The sequence below is a fragment of the Amycolatopsis sp. NPDC114504 genome, from assembly GCF_055633595.1.
Genome location: NZ_JBVKDU010000001.1, coordinates 2,084,152 through 2,105,240, shown reverse-complemented (window position 1 = coordinate 2,105,240; position 21,089 = coordinate 2,084,152). Strand labels below are relative to the sequence as shown.

The following is a 21,089-nucleotide window of genomic DNA, read 5'->3' as shown; positions in this document are numbered from 1 at the left end:
TCAGACCTGGGCGCCGTTGCTGGGGTCGGCGCCGGGCGGCGGGCCCTGCCGGACGCGCAGCAGCAGCAACGCGATCGACGTCGCGAGCGCGAGGATGCCCAGCGGCGTCGCCACCGTCGGGCCCACGCCGATCGCGTTCGGCAGGATCAGCAGGAACAGCCCGGCCAGGAACAGCAGCAGGATGAGGAACGCGCCCATCTTCGGCCGCGGCAGCGGCGGCGGCTCCGGCGGGACGTAGTGCTCGTCGTCGCCGGCCGGGTCGTCGGAGAACATCGTCGCGTCCCACGACGTGCCCCCGGACCGCCAGCCGGGCTCCGGCGGGGTGTCCACGGCCGGCGGCTCGGCCGGCCGGTCCGGCTTCCGCCGCGACTCGGTCTCCGCGCCGGCTCCGGACGACCCCACGCCACCGCCGGCGCTCCCCGTCGTGTCGGCGGTGTCCGCGGTGTCGCTTTCGGGGAGCCCGAACCCGTCGGCCCGAAGGTCGGCGACGATCTCGGCGAACGTCGCGTCGACGTCCTCCGGCCCGTCCTTCCCCCGGCTCATGCGGTCTCCTCAGGCTGGGTGGCGTGCGCCTTCGCGAACTCGACGCTACGCGTGAAGATGACCTCGGCGTCGTTGTCCTGCGTCGCGACGTGGTAGCTGTTCTCCAGCACCACCTCGGTGACGTCCGTGCTCGAAACCCCCGCCAGCACCAGCCGCGAGTTCTCCGGCTCCACGACGTGGTCCACCGACGAGTGCAGCAGCAGCACCGGCTGCGTGACCTTGCCCAGGTCCGCGCGCACGAGAGCCCACAGCTTCGCCAGGCTCGCCGCGGCCCGCACCGGGGTGCGCGGGTAGGCCAGCTCCTTCTCTCCGGGCTTCTTGATGTCGTTCGCGATCGCCGGCACCGACGGCACGATCCGGCCCAGCACCGGCAGTAGCTTCGTGTCCCACTTGAGCCGCGTCACCGACGGGTTGACCAGGACGATCCCGGCGATCCGGTCGCCGAACTCCTCGGCGAGGCGCAGGGTGAGCGTCCCGCCCATCGAGAGGCCGCCGACGAACACGGTCTTGCACGTGGACAGCAGCTCGAGCAGCGCCTCGCGGACGGCGCCGTACCAGTCTTCCCACGTCGTGCGGTTGAGGTCCGGCCAGCGGGTGCCGTGGCCCGGCAGCAGCGGGCAGCGCACCGTGAACCCGGCCCCGGCCAGGTGGTCACCCCAGGCCCGCATGCTCCCCGGGGTACCGGTGAACCCGTGGCAGAGCAGGAACCCGGTCTCGGCCGAACCGGTGTGGCCGAACGGTTCCGCGCCGGCGAGCACGCCCATGCGATCGCCTTCCGTGTGAGCGGTGGATTCGTCCATGCTCTCACGGCTCGCGGACGTTGTGGGGCTCCGCCCGGACCCGGACTTCGCTGTGAGATCGATCGCTGCCGGGTGGTAACCGGGTGGTCTCCGTTGTGCGGCGGCCACCTGGGTTCGTAGGCTGTTCGGCGCGGGTTACAGGGGTTGAGCTGCGATGGAGGGCTGAGGCGCCGGTGCTGTACTGGGTCATGAAGTGGATTTTCATCGGTCCGCTGCTCAAGACGCTGTGGCCGACGAAAGTCGTGGGGGCGGAGAACATCCCCGAGGACGGTGGCGCGATCCTGGCCGGCAACCACCTGGCGGTCGCGGACTCGTTCTTCATGCCGCTGCGGGTCAAGCGCAAGGTGACCTTCCCGGCCAAGTCCGAATACTTCACCGAGCCCGGCTTCAAGGGCCTGCTCAAGAAGTGGTTCTTCACCGGCGTCGGCCAGTTCCCGATCGACCGTTCCGGCGGCAACGCCGCCCAGGCCGCGCTCGACACGGCGACCCGCCTGGTCAAGGCCGGCCACCTGCTCGGCATCTACCCCGAGGGCACGCGCTCCCCGGACGGCAGGCTGTACAAGGGCAAGACCGGCGTCGCCCGGATCGCGCTGGAGTCCGGCGGCGTCGTCGTCCCGGTGGCGATGATCGGCACGGACAAGGTCAACCCGATCGGCTCCAAGATGTGGTGGCCGCGCCGGCTCGAGGTCCGCTTCGGCAAGCCGCTGGACTTTTCGCGGTACGAGGGCCTCGCGGGCGACCGGTTCATCGAGCGGTCGATCACCGACGAGATCATGTACGCGCTCATGGAGCTGTCCGGCCAGGAGTACGTCGACATCTACGCGGCGAAGGCCAAGGAACTGCTGGCCGCGGAGGCCGCCGGGGTCAAGCCGAAGGTGCCGGTGCAGCCGTCCGCATCGGACGCGGCCCGGGTGCCCGAAACGAAGGTCGGCTGACCCACTACTGTTCACCAGTGCGTTTTTTCTACGACACCGAATTCATCGAAGACGGCGTGACCATCGATCTGGTGTCCATCGGTGTCGTTGACGAACGGGGCCGCGAGTTCTACGCGGTCTCGACCGAGTTCGACCCGGCGAAGGCCGGCCAATGGGTCCGGGACAACGTCCTGAACAAGCTGCCGTCGCCGGCCGACCGCGCGTGGCGCAGCCGCGAGAAGATCCGCGCCGACCTGCTGGAGTTCTTCGGCAAGCCGCCGGGCGGGATCGAGCTGTGGGCGTGGTTCGCCGCGTACGACCACGTCGCGCTCGCCCAGCTGTGGGGTCCGATGCCGGCGCTGCCGAGACAGCTGCCGCGCTTCACCCGCGACCTGCGCCAGCGGTGGGAGGACGCGGGCAAGCCGAAGCTGCCGTCGGCCCCCACCGACCAGCACGACGCCCTCGCGGACGCGAAGCACAACCTCGCGCGCTGGGAGATCATCGAGGAGTACTTCCGGCGCCGCTGAGTTTTATTCGACCGGGGTGACGACCGTGCGGCGGAAGTGGTTGAAGATCACCGACGTCCGCACGTCGACGATCTCCTTGCGCTGGGTCAGCCGGTCGAGGACGAAGCCGCTCAGGTGATCGTTGTCGGCGACGGCGATGTGCAGCAGGAAGTCGTCGCTGCCGGACATCACGAACACCGACAGCACCTCGGGCAGCCCCGCCACGAAGGCGCGGAACGACTCGATGACCGCGCGGTCGGGCGGCCGCAGCCGCACCGCGACCATCGCCTGCACCGGCCGGCCGATCTTCTTCAGGTCGACGTCGACGTGGTGCCCGCGCACGATTCCGCGCCGGGTCAGCTCCCGCACGCGTTCGAGGCACGTCGACTGCGCGATGTGCAGCTTGGCGGCGAGCTCCTTGTTGGTCTGCTTGGCGTCTTCCTGCAGCAGGGTCAGCAGCGCCGAATCCAGTTCGTCCATCGGGCTTTTCGGTCCTTCCGCGGCGGTGGGTTCTTCGGCTTTTATGGGAGGCTACCGAATCCGCCACGGCACTCATCGGGATCTCTCCGTTCGCTGTTTAGGCTCGCGCCATGATCACGGAAACCCGTCGGTCGACGGAAACGAAGGAAGCGTGATGGCGGACAAGTGTGCGGTCGTGGTCGGCGCGGAGCTGCCCGCGGGCCTGGCGGCCAACGCCGCGGGGGTCCTTTCGGTGACCCTCGGGCACCGGATCGGCGGCCTGGTCGGCGCCGACGTGGCGGACGCCGACGGCGTCGCGCACCCGGGAATCATCAACGTGCCCCTGCCGATCCTGAAGGCCCCGCGCGCGGACGTGGCGGCCATCGTCCGGGCGGCCGCCGAAGACGGCGAACTCTTCTTCGTCGCTTTCAGTGCGTTGGCCCAGAGTTGCCGGACGTACGAGGAGTACACGACCCGGATGGCGGCCACGGCCACGGCGGACCTCGACAGCGTCGGCGTCGCCCTGCACGGACCACGCAAGCGCGTCGACCGGCTGGTCGGGTCGCTTCCGCTGCTGCGCTGACCTGCCGGTGGCTTGCCGGCGGGCCTGTTCCTGGCTCGGTGCGGCCCTCGCACCCGGCGTGGGATCGGTAGGCGGAGCCGTTGTCGGACAGGACGCGTTCGACATTCACGCCGCGGGCGGCGAACCAGGAGACGGCTCGTCTCAGGACCGCGCGGTGCCGGTGCGGGGGTTGCGGTCGGTGCCGCGAGGCGGGCCGGGTGTGGCTCGCTTGTCACGGGCTCCCTGCCGTCGGCCGAGGTATCGGTGCCCGCCGCCGTGGGGGATGTTGCCGAACTTGGTGGCGTCGACGTGGATCATCGAGCCGGGGTGGTCGTGTACGTGGCGACGCAGCGGTTCGCCGGTGGCCCGGTCGAGGCGAGTGAACCGGTTGATCCGGCAGCGCACCAGGACCGCCGTGCACCGTGGATGTGGGCAGGCCGAGCCGGCCGCCGATCTGGACCGGCCCGGGCCGTTTGTGCCATCGCAGCCGCACGATTGCCCGCATCTTTCCCGGCGCCGGCGGCGCGAACGGACCGTTCGCGCCGCCGGCCTCCGCGAGGCCCGGAACTGTCGGACCTCCCCGGTAACGTGAAATCCGGGGGACCCCCTGGCCGGGGACCTCTCAGCGGCGCGCGCGGACCGCGGCGGCCAGCTCGTCCAGCAGCGGGGCCGTGTCGTCCCAGGCCAGGCACGCGTCCGTGATCGACTGGCCGTACGTCAGCTTCTCCGGGTGCCCCAGGTCGAGTTCCTGCCGCCCCGCCGCCAGGAAGCTCTCCATCATCAGCCCGGCGATCCCGCGCTCGCCGCCGCCGATCCGCGCGGCCAGCTCGCGCACCACTTCACCCTGCCGCACGTGGTCCTTGCCGCTGTTTCCGTGTGATGCATCGATGATCACGCGCTCCGGCAGGCCCGACTTCGCCAGGCGGGCGAGGGTGTCGGTGACCGTCCCGGCGTCGTAGTTCGGGCCGCCGTTGTGGCCGCGCAGGATCACGTGGCAGTCCGGGTTGCCCGACGTCGTCAGCAGCGCCGCCAAGCCGTCGGTGTTGATGCCCGGGAACACGTGGCTCGCCGCCGCCGCTCGGGTCGCGTCGACCGCCACCTGGACGTCGCCCTCGGTCGAGTTCTTGATGCCCACCGGCATCGACAGCGCGCTGCACAGCTGGCGGTGCACCTGGCTCGCCGCGGTCCGCGCGCCGATCGATCCCCATGTCACGATGTCGGCGATGAACTGCGGCGTGATCGGGTCGAGGAACTCGCACCCGACCGGCAGGCCGAGCGCGGAGACGTCGAGCAGCAGCTTCCGCGCCATCCGCAGGCCCTTGTTGACGGCGAACGTGCCGTCGAGGTCCGGGTCGTTGATCAGGCCCTTCCAGCCCAGCGTGGTGCGCGGCTTCTCGAAGTACACGCGCATCACGATGTGCAGCTCGCCGCGCAGTTCCTCGGCCTTCGCGGCCAGCCGGCGGGCGTAGTCGAGGGCGGCTTCGGGGTCGTGCACCGAGCACGGGCCGACGACCACGAGCAGCCGGTCGTCCCGGCCGTCGAGGATGTCGACCGTCTCGGCGCGGCCCTGCCGCACGACCTTGGCGACGGCGGCGTCGGCGGGATGGTCTTCGCGCAGCATCGCGGGCGAAATGAGCGGACTGATCGACGTGGTGCGCGCGGCGTCGAGGTCACCGATGGTGGCGGGTCCGGCGGAGAGCGTCATCGCGGGGGTGTTCCTTCCTGGTGGACACCGACCCGCGCGGGGGACCCTCGCCGAGCCGGTTGGAATCCGGCTCGGGGGTGGAGGTCAGCGCAGGTTCACGCCGCCGTGCCCACCCGGGGCCGGCTTCGTAAACCAGTAATAGCGCTGCACGTGGCCAAGTTAGCACACACCGGAGCCGGACCGATTCGGCAGGTGGTACGGGCTGCACCGATCAAGACGAGAGCCGCTACTCTGGCGGACGACGAAATGTGACTGTCATCTCCAGAGAACAGACGGAGGCTTCTCATGCGTGTCGGTGTGCTGACCGGCGGCGGCGACTGCCCGGGGCTCAACGCGGTCATCCGCGCGGTGGTGCGTAAGGGCATCGAGGTCCACGGCTGGGACCTCGTCGGCTTCCGCAACGGCTGGAACGGCCCGCTGACCGGGGACAGCCGTCCGCTCGGCCTCAACGACGTCGAAGACATCCTCACCCGCGGCGGCACCATCCTGCGGTCCTCGCGCACCAACCCGTACAAGGTCGAGGGTGGCGTCGAGAAGATCAAGCAGGTCCTGGCCGACCAGGGCGTCGACGCGCTGGTCGCGATCGGCGGCGAGGACACCCTCGGCGTCGCGAAGCGGCTCACCGACGACGGCATCGGCGTCGTGGGCGTGCCCAAGACGATCGACAACGACCTGGGCGCCACCGACTACACCTTCGGCTTCGACACCGCGGTCTCCATCGCGACCGAAGCGATCGACCGGCTGCACACCACCGCCGAGTCGCACCACCGCGCGCTGGTCGTCGAGGTCATGGGCCGCCACGCCGGCTGGATCGCGCTGCACTCCGGCCTCGCCGGCGGCGCGAGCGTGATCCTGGTGCCGGAGCGGCACTTCAACGTCGACCAGGTCGTCTCGTACGTCGAGAGCCGGTTCGAGAAGGAGTTCGCGCCGATCATCGTCGTCGCCGAGGGCGCGCTGCCCGAGGGCGGCGAGGAGCGGCTGCTCACCGGCGAGAAGGACGCCTTCGGGCACGTCCGCCTCGGCGGCATCGGCACCTGGCTGGCCGACGAGATCGCCCACCGCACCGGCAAGGAGTCCCGCGCGGTGGTCCTGGGCCACGTCCAGCGCGGCGGCACTCCGACGGCGTACGACCGCGTCCTCGCGACCCGCTTCGGCCTGCACGCGGTCGACGCGGTGGCCGACGGCGACTTCGGCGTGATGGTGGCGCTGAAGGGCACGGACATCGTCCGCGTGAAGCTGTCCGAGGCGACGGCCGAGCTGAAGACGGTCCCGGCCGAGCGCTACCAGGAAGCCGAAGTCTTCTTCGGCTGAGTCTCTGCCACGAAGGGCCGCTCCGGAACTCCGGAGCGGCCCTTCGTGCGTTCAGGGCCGCTGCCGCACGGCGTCGACGACGCCCTGGCTCACCACCGCGCCGGTCGTCCCGGACCCGAGGTAGGCGAAGGTCACCGGGTCGAACAGGAACTCGTCCTGGTTGCCGATCGCGTGGGCGGTCGTGCTGTCCCAGGTGATCCCGAGGACGGCCCGGCCCGCGGCGTCCTTCGCGTCCGCGCGGGCGACCAGCCCGGGCACCTTCGCGACGGCTTCGTAGAGCGCGGCCCGCGCCGCGGGACGCAGGTGGTCTCCGGCCAGCCCGACGACCTCGGTGCCGAGGTCGTGCAGGGTGTCGCCTTCGCCGTACGTGCTCTTGTGCAGGTACGCGAGCATGGCGTCGGCGTCCGTGGGCAGGTCCGGGTGGACGGCCGGACGCGGCTCGCACCGGCTGGTCACCGTCCGCCCGTGACCCTCCTTCTGCACCCGCTTCCCGTCGCGGCAGCCCGCCACCTCGGTCTCGTGACCGAAGAGGATCCGGAGCCCGTCGTGGGTCCCGTCCACCGACGCCCAACTCTCGTTCTCCCGGCCGTCCGCGAGCCGCGTCCTGCTGTAGAGGAACTGGTCCGGCCGCGGCTCGACGTCCGGCAGGGCGCGCGCCGCCGCGGCGGCCCGGTACAGGATTTCCGCGGGGCCGGCGACCGCCGGCGGAGCCTCCGGGACGGTCGGGGTGAGCGTGAAGACGGCGGTGGCGGCCGCGGCGAGCCCGGCGGCGGCGACCGAGCCCCACACCCGGCGCCGACGCGGTCGTCGCGCGGTCGTGGCGGCGAGCAGATCGGCTCGCCGCCGGGCCAGGTCGTCACGCGCCGGGAGCTCCGCCGGCCCGGCGAAGTCGCGCAGCAGCTGCATCTCATCCACGGTTCGAAACCTCCTCGGCGGGCGCGAGCTCCGCGCGGACCTTCTTGCGAGCCCGGTTCAGGCGCGACCGGACGGTGCCGACGGGGATGCCCAGCGCGGCCGCGACTTCGTCGTAGGCCAGGCTTTCCCAGGCGATCAGCAGCAGGACGTCGCGATCGCCGGGGGAGAGCCCGGCCAGCGCGGCGGCGAGCCGGTCGTTCATCGCCTGCGCGCTCACCCGCGCGGCCACCCGGTCCGCGTGACCCTCCTGGGCGGCGGGCGGCCCGAGCGCGGCGCGCAGCCGGTACTCGCGCGCCTCCTCGCGACGGCGCTTGCCGACCAGGTTGGTGGCGATTCCGTAGAGCCACGGCCGCGCGTCCGGGAAGGCCGGGTCGTAGCGGCCGCGGCCGGTGAAGGCGATCAGGAACGTCTCGCCCAGGACGTCGTCGGCGAGCTGGCCGCCGAGCCGGCGGGCCAGATACCGGTGGATGTGCGCGGCGTGGCGGTCGAAGACCGCCGAGAACCGCTCGGGGTGCCGCAGTGACGCCGCGATGATCTCCGCGTCGGCCGCGCCTGGTGAGCTCATGAACCGCCTGCCTGTCGTCCGCCACCTGCTCCCGTTATTGGCGGATCGGGCGGTTCGGGTTCACGCTAGATCCGGGCGAGGGTGTCCAGGACGCCGACCGCGGCGGCGATGTCGTCGGTGAGCGGCCGGTCGTCGACGCTGTGGTCCAGCACCGCCGACGCCGCTTCGAAGGCGTCGCGGACCGGGAGGTCCACCAGGTCCGCGTCCCGCATCCGCAGCGCGCGGACCGCCGCGACCAGCTCACAGCCCAGCACCTGCTGGTAGGCCGAGCACGCCGCCGTCGCCGCGCGGGCCGCCTGCGTCGAGAAGCTCGCGTGGTCCTCGATGCCGCGGGAGACGACCGCCGTGCCGAGCGTCGCCGGGAGGGCCGCCTGGCGCAGTTCGGTGAGCGCGTCGTGGGCGACGTACTCCAGGATCATCACGCCGGAGCTGCCCGCCGGGCCCGCCGCGAGGAACGGCCGCAGCCCGGTGAACTCCGGCTCGACCAGGTCGCCGAGCCGCGCCACCGACAGCTCCGCCACCTGGTGCACGGTCGCCCGCGCCTGGTCCAGCGCCGTCGAGACGTACGCCGTGTGGAAGTGCGCGTGGTGGTAGGCGTCGCCGTGGACCGTCGAGATCATCGGGTTCTCGGTGCTGGCGTTGATCTCCACGGCGAGGACGTCGCGCAGGTAGTGGATCGCGTCCAGCGCGGGGCCCTGCACCTGCGGGAACGCCCGCAGCCCGAACGGGTCCTGGATCCGCCGGCCCGGTTTCGGCGTCTGGTGCATGCCGAGCAGGCGCCGCATCTCCGCCGCGCACGCGACCTGGCCCGCGTGCGGACGCGCTTCGTGCACCGGCGTCGCGTACGCCTCGGGGTTGCCGTCGAGCGCGACGTACGTCAGCGCCGCGACCGCGTGGCTCGCCCGGGTCAGCGCGTCGAGCCGCATCGTCGCGAGGGTCGCTTCGGCGAGCGTCGCGGCGTTGCTGCTCATGAACGCCAGCGCGTCGCCGGCGTGCACCGCCACCGGCGGCACGTGCCCCTCGACCCACGCGCGTTCCCCGGTGAGCGCGAGCGCCGTCTCGGCCAGCGGCGCGAGGTCGCCGGTGCCGATCGCGCCGAGCCGGTGCACCAGCGGCAGCGCGCCGACCCGGACCGCTTCGGCCAGCGCGCCGATCAGCTCGGGGCTGATCCCGGACCGCCCGGCCAGCAGCTGGTTCAGGCGGATCAGCATCATCGCGCGCACCTGGCCGGGCGGCATCGGGTCGCCGCTGCCGCCCGCGTGGCTGCGCAGCAGGCGCCGGCCGTGCTCCCGCGAGCTCTCGACGGTGTCGTCCTTGTTGGCCCCGACGCCGGTCGTGCGGCCGTAGACCAGCCGCCGGGTGCTCAGCTCCTCGGCGAGCTTCCACGCGTTCTCGGCACCGCGCAGCGCGGCGATCGAGACGTCGATGCGCAGCGGGCCCCCGGTGTGCGCCGCGGTCACCACGTCCGCGCACCGCAGGGTCCGGCCGTCGACCCGGATCACGGGCAGCCTCCTTTCCGGCTGCCCTCACTATGCGGCTAGGGCGCGGGGGGCTGCCAGGGCGGCATCGGCCAGTCCCAATGCGGTACCGGTTCGTGGAGGTTCGGCTCGGCTCCGGGCGCCGAGAACACGACGGCCAGGCGGCTGCCCCACTCGAGGTAACCGGCGAAAGCGGCGCGGAACTCGGGGTCGCCGGGCAGGCCGGCCTCGTCGGCGGCGTCGAGCAGCAGGGTCACCCACCGGCGGCGCTGCTGCTCGGTGATGGCGCGGCCGAGGTGGCGGCCGACCATGTGGGCGTGGCCGCCGTGGCTCGCGGAGTAGTCGGCCGGCCCGCCGAAGACCTCACCGAGCCAGACCGCGACGTGCTTCGGGTGGTCCGGGTCCATGCCGCGGAACACCGGTTCGAGCAGCGGGTCTTCGAGGACGTGGCCGTAGAAGATCGTCAGCAGCTTCACGAGGGCTTCGCGGCCGCCGGCCCAGTCGTAGAGGGTCGGGGTCGCGGGTGGGTTTTCTGGCACGATCACCCGGTCAGGCAACCAGTGGTGCTCCGGCCGGGCAACCACGTACTTTCCGGTGCGTAGGGGGAATGGGATGAAGCGGTACCACTGCGCGGTGGAGCTGGCGGTCGACCTGATCGGCGGCAAGTGGAAGCCGGTGATCCTGGCGCACCTGAAGGAGGGCGCGCACCGCTACGGCGAGCTGCGGCGCCGGATGCCGGGGGTGAGCGAGAAGATGCTGACGCAGCAGCTGCGCGAGCTGGCCGCGGACGGGATCGTCCGGCGCCTCGAGCTCGACGGCCGGGTGCCGCACGTCGAGTACCACCTGACGGAGGTGGGGGAGGAGCTGCGCCCGGCGTTGACGGCGCTGTACGAGTGGGGCGAGCGCCGCGCGGCGGACGCGGGGATCACGTTCGAGCCGGAGGTCTAGCGCGGGTCCGTCTCGTCCAAACGGCGCTCCAGCGCGTCCAGCCGGCCCTCCCAGAACGCGCGGTAGGGCGCCAGCCAGGCATCGACCTCGGCCAGCGGCTCCGGCCGCAGCGCGTAGCACCTCCGCTGGGCCGCCACCCGCACCGTCACGAGCCCGGCCTCCCGCAGCACCCGCAGGTGCTTGGACACCGCGGGCTGGCTGAGGGACAGCTCGTCGACCAGCTCGCCCACCGACCGTTCGCCGGCGCGCAGCAGGTCGAGGATCGTGCGGCGGCGGGGCTCGGCCAGCACCTCGAAGGTCTGCATCACCCTTGAAATGTGCTCCGGGCGGCATATTCCTGTCAAGGCACGCGCGACTGGGCCGCTCGGCCTAGGGCTTCTTGGTCTGAACCATTGACCTAATGGTCTAGTCCACTTACGGTGGTGTGGTCCCCACCACTCCGGCACCGTGGCCGTGAGTAATTCTCCGGAGGGAGCAGGCGTGTCCCGTTTTCGCAGGAAGAGCTTCTCGGCGCTGCTGACCGTGGCGGCCGCCGCGGGCCTGGTCGCGGGAGCCGCGACCGTCCCGGCGGCCACCGCCGCCACCGAGACCGCGCAGGCCTCCGTCGGCAAGGTCGTCGGCTACTTCACCGAATGGGGGGTCTACGACCGCAACTACCACGTCAAGAACATCGAGACGTCGGGCTCGGCGAGCAAGCTGACCCACATCAACTACGCGTTCGGCAACGTGACGAACGGCGGCTGCTCGATCGGCGACGCCTACGCCGACTACCAGAAGACCTACGACGCCGCGGGCAGTGTCGACGGCGTCGCCGACACCTGGGACCAGCCCGTCGCCGGCAGCTTCAACCAGCTCAAGAAGCTCAAGGCCAAGCATCCCGGCCTCAAGGTGATCTGGTCGTTCGGCGGCTGGACCTGGTCGGGCGGCTTCGGGCAGGCCGCGCAGAACCCCGCGGCGTTCGCGGACTCCTGCTACAACCTGGTCAACGACCCGCGCTGGGCCGGCGTCTTCGACGGCATCGACATCGACTGGGAGTACCCCAACGCCTGCGGCCTGAGCTGCGACACCAGCGGCGCGGCGGCGTACAAGAACCTGATGGGCGCCCTGCGCGCCAAGTTCGGCTCGCAGCTCGTCACCTCCGCGATCACCGCGGACGGCACCGACGGCGGCAAGATCGACGCGGCCGACTACGCGGGTGCCGCGCAGTACGTCGACTGGTACAACGTGATGACCTACGACTACTTCGGCGCGTTCGCCGCGCAGGGCCCGACCGCCCCGCACTCGCCGCTGACGAGCTACGACGGCATCCCGACGGCCGGCTTCTACTCCGACGCTGCCATCCAGAAACTCAAGAGCAAGGGCGTCCCGGCGAGCAAGCTGCTGCTGGGCATCGGTTTCTACGGCCGCGGCTGGACCGGCGTCACCCAGGACGCCCCGGGCGGCACCGCGACCGGTGCGGCGCCGGCCAAGTACGAGCCGGGCATCGAGGACTACAAGGTGCTCAAGACGTCGTGCCCGTCGACCGGGACCGTCGCCGGCACCGCGTACGCCAAGTGCGGCAACGACTGGTGGAGCTACGACACCCCGTCGACCATTGGCGGCAAGGTGGACTACGCCAAGCAGCAGGGGCTCGGGGGCGCGATGTTCTGGGAGCTCTCCGGTGACACCACCGACGGCGAGCTGATCGGCGCCGTCGCGAAGTAAGGGCTCCCGGTGCGACCGGCCGCGCGCGGCGTGCCGGTCGCACCGGGTTTCACACCGCCCCGGCGGGTGGCGTCTCCGCCGCGGCCCGCAGCAGCTCCCCGAGCACGCCGATGTCCACATCGGACAGGTGCTTGAACCGGACGCAGCTCTTCCCGACCGACGCCCCGGTGAGCCGGTCGGCGAACAGCTCCGGCAGGTACCGGTCGCCGGCCACGCACGAGACGTACAGCGAGATGTGGTTCTTGCGGCCGGCCAGCGACACGGTCGCCGCATCGCCTTCCCGGCCCGAGGCGTACCGGTAGTGGTAGCGGCCGTAGCCGGGCAGGCCGAACTCCATCGTCGGCGCCAGATCCGGCGCCGACTCGCGGATCAACGCGTGCAACGCCCGCAGCTCGCCCCGCCGAGGTTCGGCGAGCGCCGCGAAGTACTCCTCGTGCGTCATGCGGCGGGACGCTACGCCGGGGGACCGACAATTCCTGTCGGTGCGCGGGATTAGGGTCCACCCCGTGACGTTCAGCGGATTCGGCGAGTACGCCGTCGACTTCTACGACGGCCTCGTGGAAGACAACTCGAAGCCCTACTGGGACGACCACGTCGAGACCTACAAGACCGACGTCCGGGCCCCGATGGAGGCGCTGCTCGCCGAGCTCGCCCCGGAGTTCTCCGACGGCTTCGGCGAGCCCAAGGTGTTCCGCCCCTACCGCGACGTCCGCTTCGCCAAGGACAAGACGCCGTACAAGACCCACTGCGGCGCCGTGATCGAGCAGGGCCGCGGCGGCGGCGCGTACTACGTCGAGGTCGGCCCGGAGGGGCTGCGCGCCGGCGGCGGCTGCTTCCACCTCGCGTCCGACCAGATCGCCCGCTTCCGCACGGCCGTCGACACCGAGTTGCACGGCGACGCGCTCGCGAAGATCATCAAGAAGCTCGAGAAGACCGGCTGGGAGGTCCGGGGCGACCGGCTGAAGTCGAAGCCGCGGGGCTTCGACGCCGACCACCCCCGCCTCGACCTGCTGCGCTACCGCTCGGTGTACGCGGTCCGCGTCTGGGAGCCGGACGACGTCCTGCACGAGCGGGGCACCCTCGAACGGGTCCGGAAGGCCTGGCGGCAGCTGCGCGAGTTCAACGAATGGGCCCGTGACCGGGTCGGACCCAGTGAGCAGCCGCGCCGCTAGCGGGATCCGACCCCGCAGGTTTCTGAACAGTTTTCTTGAACTTTTCGGGATCGGTACAGACGAACGCGCGGGGAGGGACTACGCTGTGCGAACGTGAGCCGACGCGCGAAGATCGTTTGTACCCTGGGCCCTGCCACCGCAACGCCGGAGAAGATGCGGGCCCTCGTCGACGCTGGCATGGACGTGGCCAGGATGAACTTCAGCCACGGCAGCCACGGCGACCACAAGGAGGTCTACGACCTCATCCGGGCCGCGGCCGCCGAGAGCGGCCGGGCGGTCGGCATCCTCGCCGACCTGCAGGGCCCGAAGATCCGTCTCGGCACGTTCGCCGGTGGCCCGGTCGAGTGGCACAACGGCGACATCGTCCGGATCACCATCGAGGACGTCGCCGGCACCCACGACCGCGTCTCGACCACCTACAAGGGCCTGGCGAAGGACGCCAAGCCCGGTGACCGCCTGCTCGTCGACGACGGCAAGGTCGGACTGGTGGTCAAGGGCGTCGAGGGCCCGGACGTGGTCTGCGAGGTGACCGAGGGCGGTCCCGTCAGCAACAACAAGGGCGTCTCGCTGCCCGGCATGGACGTGTCCGTGCCCGCGATGTCCGAGAAGGACATCGAGGACCTCGAGTTCGCGCTCGAGCTGGGTGTCGACTTCATCGCCCTGTCCTTCGTCCGCTCGCCCGCCGACATCGACCTGGTCCACCAGGTGATGGACCGCGTCGGCAAGGGACGCCTGCCGGTCGTCGCCAAGATCGAGAAGCCCGAGGCCGTCTACAACCTCGAGGCCATCGTGCTGGCCTTCGACGCGGTGATGGTCGCCCGCGGCGACCTGGGCGTCGAGCTGCCGCTGGAGCAGGTCCCGCTGGTCCAGAAGCGCGCCATCCAGATCTGCCGCGAGAACGCGAAGCCGGTCATCGTCGCGACGCAGATGCTCGAGTCGATGATCAACAACTCCCGGCCGACCCGCGCCGAGGCCTCCGACGTCGCGAACGCGGTCCTCGACGGTGCCGACGCGCTGATGCTGTCCGGCGAGACCAGCGTCGGCCGGTACGCGATCGAGGTCGTCCAGACGATGGGCCGGATCATCGAGGCGGTCGAGACCGACTCGCCGATCGTGCCGCCGCTGACGCACGTCCCGCGCACCAAGCGCGGCGTGATCTCCTACGCCGCCCGCGACATCGGCGAGCGGCTCAACGCGAAGGCGCTGGTCGCGTTCACCCAGTCCGGTGACACCGTGCGCCGCCTGGCCCGGCTGCACACGCGGCTGCCGCTGCTGGCGTTCACGCCGGAGGACTGCGTCCGCAGCCAGCTGTCGATGACGTGGGGCACCAACACCCACATCGTGCCGCGGGTGGACTCGACCGACCAGATGATCCAGCAGGTCGACCACGCGATGCTCGAGATGGGCAAGTACCAGAAGGGCGACCTGGTCGTCATCGTGGCCGGCTCCCCGCCGGGCACCGTGGGCTCGACGAACCTGATCCACGTGCACCGCCTCGGTGAAGACGACCACGCATAAGGGACCTCCTGCCCCCGCAGCACATAGGGTCTGGCCATGACTGAAATGGCCAGGACGGCCGCCACCGAACTGGAGATCCCGGGTGGCGGCCAGCCGGTGCTGGACCGCCTGATCGCGCTGCTGGACCTGGAGAAGATCGAAGAGAACATCTTCCGCGGCGTATCGCCCGCCCACTCGCCGGTGCGGGTGTTCGGCGGGCAGGTCGCCGGCCAGGCGCTGGTCGCGGCCGGGCGCACGGTCCCCGAGGAACGCCGGGTCCACTCGCTGCACGCGTACTTCATCCGCGGCGGCGACCCGAGCGTCCCGATCATCTACGAGGTCGACCGCATCCGGGACGGCCGGTCGTTCACCACGCGCCGCGTCATCGCGATCCAGCACGGCAAGGCGATCTTCTCGCTGTCGGCGTCGTTCCAGAAGGACGAACCGGGCATCGAGCACGCCGAGGAGATGCCCGAGGGCGTCCCGGCGCCCGAAACGCTGCCGACGCTGATGGAACGCGCCGAGGGCTACGCGATCGGCGCGCACAGCCGGCCGCGGCCGATCGACGTGCGGTACGTCAACGAGCCGCCGTGGGTCACCCGCGAGACGGGGGAGCGGCCCGCGCGCAACCAGGTGTGGATGCGCGCCGACGGGAAGCTGCCCGACCAGCAGCTGCTGCACGTCTGCGTGCTGACCTACGCCTCGGACATGACCCTGCTGGACTCGGTGCTCGCGCGCCACGGCGTCTACTGGGACACCGACAAGGTGCTCGGCGCGAGCCTCGACCACGCGCTCTGGTTCCACCGGCCCTTCCGCGCCGACGAGTGGTTCCTCTACGACAGCGCGTCGCCGACCGCCTCCGGCGCGCGCGGCCTCGCCACGGGCCGGTTCTTCGGCGCGGACGGCACCCTCATCGCGACGGTCGTCCAAGAAGGACTTCTGCGGGTCCTCTGAAAAGTCCGTCCGGAAATCACCCTTGCGGGCGACGAATGGCGGAATAATCAATCTGCCAATAGGGCGGCTGACTTGCGGAAGAGGGCCGGGGCCGATCGGGGGACGGCCCCGGACCTCTTCTCCCGACGACCACGCGGCGGACCGCGAAGTCATCGATTACCCTGCTCACAGGCTTCCGGCAGCGGGGGAGGCCGAGGCCCGGCCCGCACTTGCCGCGTCCTGTCGCAGTGCAGGATGCGAGCATACAGAAGCATTCTGCAAATTGCAGATACGACGCGGGTCGCGTGGCGGTAATCGGTACCGTGCGATTACTCGAACGTCCCTGTTAGATACTGGGAGCAAGCGAACGGCTACGGCGCCGTCGACATCCGGAGGTGCGCGATGGCAAGGGGACAGAGCCCCACGGTTCGCCGCCGGCGGCTCGCGGGAGAGCTGCGCAGGCTGCGCGAAGCCGCGGACCTCACCATCGACGAGGTGGGCGAGAAACTCGAGTGCTCGGCGTCGAAGGTCAGCCGCATCGAGACCGGCCACGTCGGGGTCACCCCGCGGGACGCGCGGGACATGCTGGCCCTCTACGGCATCACCGGCGACGAGCAGGAGGCGCTCGTCCAGCTGGCCAGGGAGGCCCGCAAACGCGGCTGGTGGCACGCCTACAACGAAGTCTTCACCGGGACGTTCGTCGGGCTCGAGGCCGACGCCAGCTCGCTGCGCGCGTTCCAGGCGCTGCTGGTCCCCGGCCTGCTGCAGACCGAGCGCTACGCCCGCGCGGTGATCCGGGCGCTGCGGCCGGACGCCGACGACGCCGAGATCCGCCGTCGCATCGCCGCCCGCATGGCGCGCCAGGAGCTGCTGTCCGACACCCCGCCGCCGGAGTACTGGGCGGTGATGGACGAAGCCGTGCTGCGCCGGGTCGTCGACGGTCCCGAGGTGATGGCCGAGCAGCTCTACCGCATGCTCGCGGTCGCCGAGAAGCCGAACGTGACCATCCAGGTCGTGCCGTTCGGAGCCGGCGCGCACCCCGGCATGGAGGGTCCCTTCCTGATCATGGGCTTCCCCGAGCAGGCCGACCCGGACGTCGTCTACGTCGACGACAGCACGTCCAGCGGCCTCTACCTGGAGGAACCCACAGACGTGCGGCGCTACGGGCTGATGTTCGACCATCTGCGCGCGGCCGCACTGAAACCGGACGACTCGGTGGAGCTGATCGCCGAGGCGGCCGGGCGGTTCGCCGAACAGGCGGCCGTACCGGCTCCGGTGCACCACCTGGAACCGAGAACACAGTAAGGGAGTTGGGGACCATGGAAAACGATTTCTCGGAGTCGCTGTCCGGCTTGCAATGGCGCAAGAGCAGCCACAGCGGCGGCGGGAACGACTGCGTCGAGGTCGCGTTCGTCGCCGGGGGCGCCGCGCTGCGCGACTCGAAGGACCCCGAGGGTGGTGCGTTCCGCCTGCCCGCATCCGGTTGGCGGGGGCTGCTGGCCGCGGTGCGGCCCGGCGGCCCGGCGCACGACTGAGGCGGTTTCGAAGACCCCTTACCCCCGCCGAGCTGGGCTCGGCCGGGAGTAAGGGGTCTTTTCACGGTCAGGGCTGCGTGATCACCCGATGCCTGAGGTGTCCCCTCAGGACGAACCTGAGTGCTACCAACCGGAGAACTCGGGAACCAGGGGAACACGATGCACAGCGATTTGATGCTCGACGCGGTCCGGGCCGAAGCGGCTTACCGGGCCGAGGAACTGCGGAAGGCCGGACGCAGCGTCTGGGCCGCCCGCGCCCGTCGCGCCGTCCGCCACCTGCGGGCCGCGCGCACCGACGTCGACGTGCCGGCGCAGGAGCGCCGCGAAGCCGCGCGGGAAACCGCCGGTGTCGGCGAGACCGCCCGGTAGGGGCGGGTGATGGTGTCCAAGGCGATAAGCGCTCGGAACTTGTCGGTGGGGTAGGCAACAATGCTCCTCGTGCCCCGACTCGGCTCCGGAATCCCGCTCGTCGCCCGTACCCACGAGATGCGGCGGCTCCGCGCCGCCTTCGCCAGGGCTGAACGTGGCGAGGCCGGCGCGGTGCTGCTCTCAGGGGACGCCGGGGTCGGCAAGACCCGGCTGCTGACCGCGCTCGGCGAGCACGTCGAGGCGGGCGGTGGGCTGCTGCTCACCGGCCGCTGCATCGACGTCCGCGAGGGCGGTCTTCCTTATCTTCCGTTCGCCGAAGCGCTCGCCCCGCTGGGCAGCTCGGCGGACCAGGCGGTGGCCGCCGCGGTGCGGCTCCGGCCCGCGCTCGGGCGGTTGCTGCCGCAGGGCGCGGGTGTCGAGGAGCCCCGCGAGGTGGAACACCCGCCGATGACCTCGAACGACCGGGAGACCATGGTGCGTCCCCGGCCCGAGCAGGATCTCGGTCAGCTGCAGTTGTTCGACGCGGTACTGGGGGTGCTGACCGAGATCGCCCAGGCGCGCCCGGTGGTGATCCTCCTGGAGGATCTCCACTGGGCCGACGCCTCGACCCGCAACCTGCTGTCCTTCCTGCTCAGCAGGCTGCGGGCGCAGCGGCTGCTGGTCGTGGGCAGCTACCGCGAGGAGGACGTCCACCGGCGCCACCCGCTGCGCGGCGTGCTGTCGGAGCTGGTCCGGCTCGCCACCGTCGAGCGCGTCGACCTGCACCCCTTCGGTGCCGCCGACGCCCGGAAGTTCGTCGAGGCGCTGGCCGACGAGCCGATGCCGGCGGACGTCGTGGCCGACATCGTCGCCCGGTCCGAGGGCAACCCGTTCTTCGCCGAGGAGCTCCTCGCCACCCAGACCGAGTGCAACGACCTGCCCGCCGGGCTCGCCGAGGTGCTGCTGTCCCGGCTCGAGCGGCTCTCGCCGGACACCCGCCGCGTGGCCAGGGTCATCTCGGTGGCGAACGAGCCGGTGATGCACGCCGCGCTCGCCGAGGTCTCCGGCGTAGGGGAGCTGGAGCTCGACGAGGCGTTGCGCGAAGCCGTCCAGCACCACGTCCTGGTGGTGCTGCCGGACGGCTCCTACACGTTCCGGCACGCGTTGCTGCAGGAAGCGGTGTACGGCGACCTGCTGCCGGGGGAGCGGTCGCGCACGCACGCGGCGTACGCGGCCCGGATCCAGGCGCGGCCGCAGGGCCGCGGCCACGACGCGAAGCTGGCGTACCACTCCATGCAGAGCAGTGACCTGGTCACCGCGCTGCCGGCGTTGCTGCGCGCGATGGACGAGGCCGAGAAGCTCGGCGCGCCCGGGTCGGCGCTGCAGCACGTCGAACAGGCACTGTCCATCTGGGACGCCGTCGCCGCGGCGGACCGGCCCGAGGGGTTCGACGAGCTGCGGCTGCTGCACGAAGCGTCCTACTTCGCGGGCACGTCCGGGGAACCCGAGCGCGCCGCCGCTTTCGCGCGGTCGGCCACGCAGGCGTTGAAGCCGGACACGGCGGCCGATCGCGCGGCGAAGACGTGGCGGCGGCTGGCCGAGGCCCTGCTGGCGCTGGAAGGCACCCTCGACGAGGCGACCGCGGCGATCGACCGGGCCTGGGACCTGGTGAAGGACAGCGAGCCGAGCGGGACGCGCGCCTGGGTGCTCGCGGGCCGCGCCGGGTTCCTCCGGATCCTCGAACAGCCGGAGGCGGCGCTGGAGAGCGCGCGCACCGCGGTCTCCGACGCACAGGCGGTGGGGGCGGCGGCCGCGGAAGCCGCGGCCCTGATCACCCTGGGCACGCTCGCCGACTCCGCGGGCGATCCGGCCGAGGCGCGCGAATGGCTGCGCAAGGCGCAGCGGAAGGCGCGGGACGCGAACGCGCCGAACACCGAGATCCGCGCGACCTACTTCCTCGCGCTGAGCTACGACGACCACGCTGACTTCGCCGAAGCGCTGGAGCACGTCGCGAGCGGCGTCGCCCGGGCCGAAGCGGCCGGGCTCAGCTGGAGCGTCTACGGGCTGGAGCTGCGCGCGCGGCAGCTGACCCTGCGGTACCTGATGGGCGACTGGCCGGACGAGAGCGCGAGCCGGGCCGGGCGCGGGGTGTCCAGCGCGGTCGCCGCGCGGATCCTGGCGATCTGGTCGCTGTTCGTCGTCGCGCGCGGCCGGTTCGACGAAGCAGCAAAGCTCGTCACCGGGCTGCGTCAGCACTGGACGGCGGACATGCAGATCCCGCTGTCGGTCGGGGACGCCGGCATCCAGCTGGCGTACTGGCGGGGCGACCACGCCGAGGCGGTGCGCCGCACCGAGGACCTCATCGGCTGGCTGGAGCGGATCGAACCCGGCCTGCTGGCCGGAATCCGGGTGGCCGCGGTCGGCGTGACCGCCGCGGCCGCGCAGGCCGCCGACGCCCGGGTCCGCGGCGACCAGGCCGCGGCCGCCGCCGCCGTGGCCGCGGGCGAGCGGATGCTGGCGCACGGCCGGATGAGCTCGGTCGTCGGGCAGCCGCGGTCGGGGACGCTCGGGCCGGAGGGCCGGGCGTGGCTGGCCCGGCTGGAGGCGGCGGCGACCTGCCTGACCGGCCGGGGTGACGCGAAGCTGTGGGCCGCCGCGGCGGAGGCGTTCGGCTACGGCGCCGTGTACGAGCAGGCGATCTGCCACTGGCACGAGGCCGAAGCCCTGCTGGCCGCGGACGAAGACGCGCGCGCGGCTCTCGAAGCGGCCCACGCGGTGGCGATGCGCCTGGGCGCGGTCCCGCTGCGCGACGCCGTCCGCGACCTGGCGCACCGCGCCCGGGTCGAGCTGCCGGGCGTCGAACCGCAGGCGCCGGTCCGCGCGGTCACCGACCCGCTGACCGACCGCGAGCGCGACGTCCTCGAGCGCGTGGCACTGGGCCGCACGAACCGCCAGGTCGGCGAAGAGCTCTACATCAGCGAGAAGACGGTCAGCGTCCACCTGTCCCGCGTGATGGCGAAACTCGGCGCGAGCCGCCGCGCGGAAGCGGTCGCGATCGCCTACGACCGCGGCCTCCTGACCGCCCCCACCGCCGAACACGCGTGACGCAAGGGGCATCTCACGTGATCAGCGGGGCATCACGCGTGATGGGCCGGGCATCGGGAGTGATGCCCCTGCAATCACGCGTGATGCCC

At 71.7% G+C, this 21,089-nt stretch carries 23 protein-coding genes and 1 pseudogene; 13 read left to right on the top strand and 11 right to left on the bottom strand.

Going from position 1 to position 21,089, the window contains the following annotated elements; genetic code table 11:
- Window positions 1–543 carry a hypothetical protein gene (locus ACZ7PG_RS09810; RefSeq protein ID WP_470238659.1) on the bottom strand — a complete coding sequence of 181 codons (543 nt, stop codon included), beginning with the start codon at window positions 541–543 and terminating at the stop codon, window positions 1–3.
- Window positions 540–1,307, bottom strand: coding sequence for an alpha/beta hydrolase (locus tag ACZ7PG_RS09805; protein ID WP_470238658.1), 768 nt, complete (start codon window positions 1,305–1,307; stop codon window positions 540–542). Before ACZ7PG_RS09805 ends, ACZ7PG_RS09810 begins: the two co-directional genes overlap by 4 nt.
- A 209-nt stretch (window positions 1,308–1,516) precedes the next feature.
- Here ACZ7PG_RS09805 and ACZ7PG_RS09800 point away from each other — a divergent pair, with 209 nt between their 5' ends.
- Window positions 1,517–2,278: a lysophospholipid acyltransferase family protein gene (locus ACZ7PG_RS09800; RefSeq protein WP_470238657.1), complete on the top strand. Its 762-nt coding sequence runs from the start codon at window positions 1,517–1,519 to the stop codon at window positions 2,276–2,278.
- A 17-nt stretch (window positions 2,279–2,295) separates the two neighbouring features.
- A complete protein-coding gene (locus ACZ7PG_RS09795; RefSeq protein ID WP_155542138.1) occupies window positions 2,296–2,784 on the top strand; it encodes a polyadenylate-specific 3'-exoribonuclease AS in 489 nt (162 codons plus the stop codon).
- Between the two features lie 3 nt (window positions 2,785–2,787).
- On the opposite strand, the gene ACZ7PG_RS09790 is transcribed toward ACZ7PG_RS09795, so the two are convergent.
- Window positions 2,788–3,243, bottom strand: a complete 456-nt coding sequence (locus tag ACZ7PG_RS09790) for an Lrp/AsnC family transcriptional regulator (RefSeq protein WP_470238656.1) — start codon at window positions 3,241–3,243, stop codon at window positions 2,788–2,790.
- Between the two features lie 154 nt (window positions 3,244–3,397).
- Between ACZ7PG_RS09790 and ACZ7PG_RS09785 the strand changes: the two genes are divergently transcribed.
- Window positions 3,398–3,805, top strand: a complete 408-nt coding sequence (locus tag ACZ7PG_RS09785) for a DUF2000 domain-containing protein (RefSeq protein WP_470238655.1) — start codon at window positions 3,398–3,400, stop codon at window positions 3,803–3,805.
- Window positions 3,806–3,863: 58 nt separating this feature from the next.
- Here the strand turns inward: ACZ7PG_RS09785 and ACZ7PG_RS09780 are convergent.
- Window positions 3,864–4,286, bottom strand: a pseudogene (locus tag ACZ7PG_RS09780) (transposase family protein); the annotation flags it as partial.
- A 120-nt stretch (window positions 4,287–4,406) separates the two neighbouring features.
- The gene (locus tag ACZ7PG_RS09775; protein WP_470238654.1) at window positions 4,407–5,489 is read right to left on the bottom strand and encodes a 3-deoxy-7-phosphoheptulonate synthase; all 1,083 of its coding nucleotides are present in this window, start codon (window positions 5,487–5,489) and stop codon (window positions 4,407–4,409) included.
- 285 nt (window positions 5,490–5,774) lie between these two features.
- Between ACZ7PG_RS09775 and ACZ7PG_RS09770 the strand changes: the two genes are divergently transcribed.
- Window positions 5,775–6,800: a 6-phosphofructokinase gene (locus tag ACZ7PG_RS09770; RefSeq protein WP_470238653.1), complete on the top strand. Its 1,026-nt coding sequence runs from the start codon at window positions 5,775–5,777 to the stop codon at window positions 6,798–6,800.
- 51 nt (window positions 6,801–6,851) lie between these two features.
- On the opposite strand, the gene ACZ7PG_RS09765 is transcribed toward ACZ7PG_RS09770, so the two are convergent.
- The 4 genes from ACZ7PG_RS09765 to ACZ7PG_RS09750 form a co-directional block, all read right to left on the bottom strand.
- Window positions 6,852–7,706 carry a CU044_5270 family protein gene (locus ACZ7PG_RS09765; RefSeq protein ID WP_470239028.1) on the bottom strand — a complete coding sequence of 285 codons (855 nt, stop codon included), beginning with the start codon at window positions 7,704–7,706 and terminating at the stop codon, window positions 6,852–6,854.
- A gap of 1 nt (window position 7,707) precedes the next feature.
- The gene (locus ACZ7PG_RS09760) at window positions 7,708–8,280 is read right to left on the bottom strand and encodes an RNA polymerase sigma factor (protein ID WP_470238652.1); all 573 of its coding nucleotides are present in this window, start codon (window positions 8,278–8,280) and stop codon (window positions 7,708–7,710) included.
- A gap of 65 nt (window positions 8,281–8,345) precedes the next feature.
- A complete protein-coding gene (locus ACZ7PG_RS09755; protein WP_470238651.1) occupies window positions 8,346–9,782 on the bottom strand; it encodes an aromatic amino acid ammonia-lyase in 1,437 nt (478 codons plus the stop codon).
- Between the two features lie 35 nt (window positions 9,783–9,817).
- Complete coding sequence (locus ACZ7PG_RS09750) at window positions 9,818–10,303, bottom strand: group II truncated hemoglobin (protein ID WP_470238650.1); 486 nt, start codon at window positions 10,301–10,303, stop codon at window positions 9,818–9,820.
- Between the two features lie 67 nt (window positions 10,304–10,370).
- Between ACZ7PG_RS09750 and ACZ7PG_RS09745 the strand changes: the two genes are divergently transcribed.
- On the top strand, window positions 10,371–10,706 hold the full coding sequence (locus tag ACZ7PG_RS09745; RefSeq protein WP_470238649.1) for a winged helix-turn-helix transcriptional regulator: 336 nt from the start codon (window positions 10,371–10,373) through the stop codon (window positions 10,704–10,706).
- Here the strand turns inward: ACZ7PG_RS09745 and ACZ7PG_RS09740 are convergent.
- Window positions 10,703–11,011 (bottom strand): ArsR/SmtB family transcription factor, encoded by a 309-nt coding sequence (locus ACZ7PG_RS09740; RefSeq protein ID WP_470239027.1) that lies wholly within the window; start codon window positions 11,009–11,011, stop codon window positions 10,703–10,705. The two genes, ACZ7PG_RS09745 and ACZ7PG_RS09740, sit on opposite strands and share 4 nt — an antisense overlap.
- A 175-nt stretch (window positions 11,012–11,186) precedes the next feature.
- Here ACZ7PG_RS09740 and ACZ7PG_RS09735 point away from each other — a divergent pair, with 175 nt between their 5' ends.
- Window positions 11,187–12,410: a glycoside hydrolase family 18 protein gene (locus ACZ7PG_RS09735; RefSeq protein WP_470238648.1), complete on the top strand. Its 1,224-nt coding sequence runs from the start codon at window positions 11,187–11,189 to the stop codon at window positions 12,408–12,410.
- A 49-nt stretch (window positions 12,411–12,459) separates the two neighbouring features.
- On the opposite strand, the gene ACZ7PG_RS09730 is transcribed toward ACZ7PG_RS09735, so the two are convergent.
- Window positions 12,460–12,852, bottom strand: a complete 393-nt coding sequence (locus tag ACZ7PG_RS09730; RefSeq protein WP_470238647.1) for an iron chaperone — start codon at window positions 12,850–12,852, stop codon at window positions 12,460–12,462.
- A gap of 64 nt (window positions 12,853–12,916) precedes the next feature.
- Between ACZ7PG_RS09730 and ACZ7PG_RS09725 the strand changes: the two genes are divergently transcribed.
- The 7 genes from ACZ7PG_RS09725 (at window position 12,917) to ACZ7PG_RS09695 (ending at window position 21,000) form a co-directional block, all read left to right on the top strand.
- The gene (locus ACZ7PG_RS09725) at window positions 12,917–13,582 is read left to right on the top strand and encodes a DUF2461 domain-containing protein (RefSeq protein ID WP_470238646.1); all 666 of its coding nucleotides are present in this window, start codon (window positions 12,917–12,919) and stop codon (window positions 13,580–13,582) included.
- A gap of 93 nt (window positions 13,583–13,675) precedes the next feature.
- Window positions 13,676–15,100 (top strand): pyruvate kinase, encoded by a 1,425-nt coding sequence (gene pyk / locus ACZ7PG_RS09720; protein WP_470238645.1) that lies wholly within the window; start codon window positions 13,676–13,678, stop codon window positions 15,098–15,100.
- Window positions 15,101–15,136: 36 nt separating this feature from the next.
- Window positions 15,137–16,033, top strand: a complete 897-nt coding sequence (locus tag ACZ7PG_RS09715; protein ID WP_284741190.1) for an acyl-CoA thioesterase — start codon at window positions 15,137–15,139, stop codon at window positions 16,031–16,033.
- A gap of 381 nt (window positions 16,034–16,414) precedes the next feature.
- A complete protein-coding gene (locus ACZ7PG_RS09710) occupies window positions 16,415–17,317 on the top strand; it encodes a helix-turn-helix domain-containing protein (RefSeq protein ID WP_470238644.1) in 903 nt (300 codons plus the stop codon).
- 14 nt (window positions 17,318–17,331) lie between these two features.
- Entirely contained in the window at window positions 17,332–17,547 is a 216-nt protein-coding gene (locus tag ACZ7PG_RS09705; RefSeq protein ID WP_470238643.1) for a DUF397 domain-containing protein, read from the top strand.
- Between the two features lie 159 nt (window positions 17,548–17,706).
- Window positions 17,707–17,916 carry a hypothetical protein gene (locus tag ACZ7PG_RS09700; RefSeq protein ID WP_364625084.1) on the top strand — a complete coding sequence of 70 codons (210 nt, stop codon included), beginning with the start codon at window positions 17,707–17,709 and terminating at the stop codon, window positions 17,914–17,916.
- A gap of 60 nt (window positions 17,917–17,976) precedes the next feature.
- Window positions 17,977–21,000 (top strand): helix-turn-helix transcriptional regulator, encoded by a 3,024-nt coding sequence (locus ACZ7PG_RS09695; protein ID WP_470238642.1) that lies wholly within the window; start codon window positions 17,977–17,979, stop codon window positions 20,998–21,000.
- The last annotated feature ends 89 nt before the right edge of the window (window positions 21,001–21,089 follow it).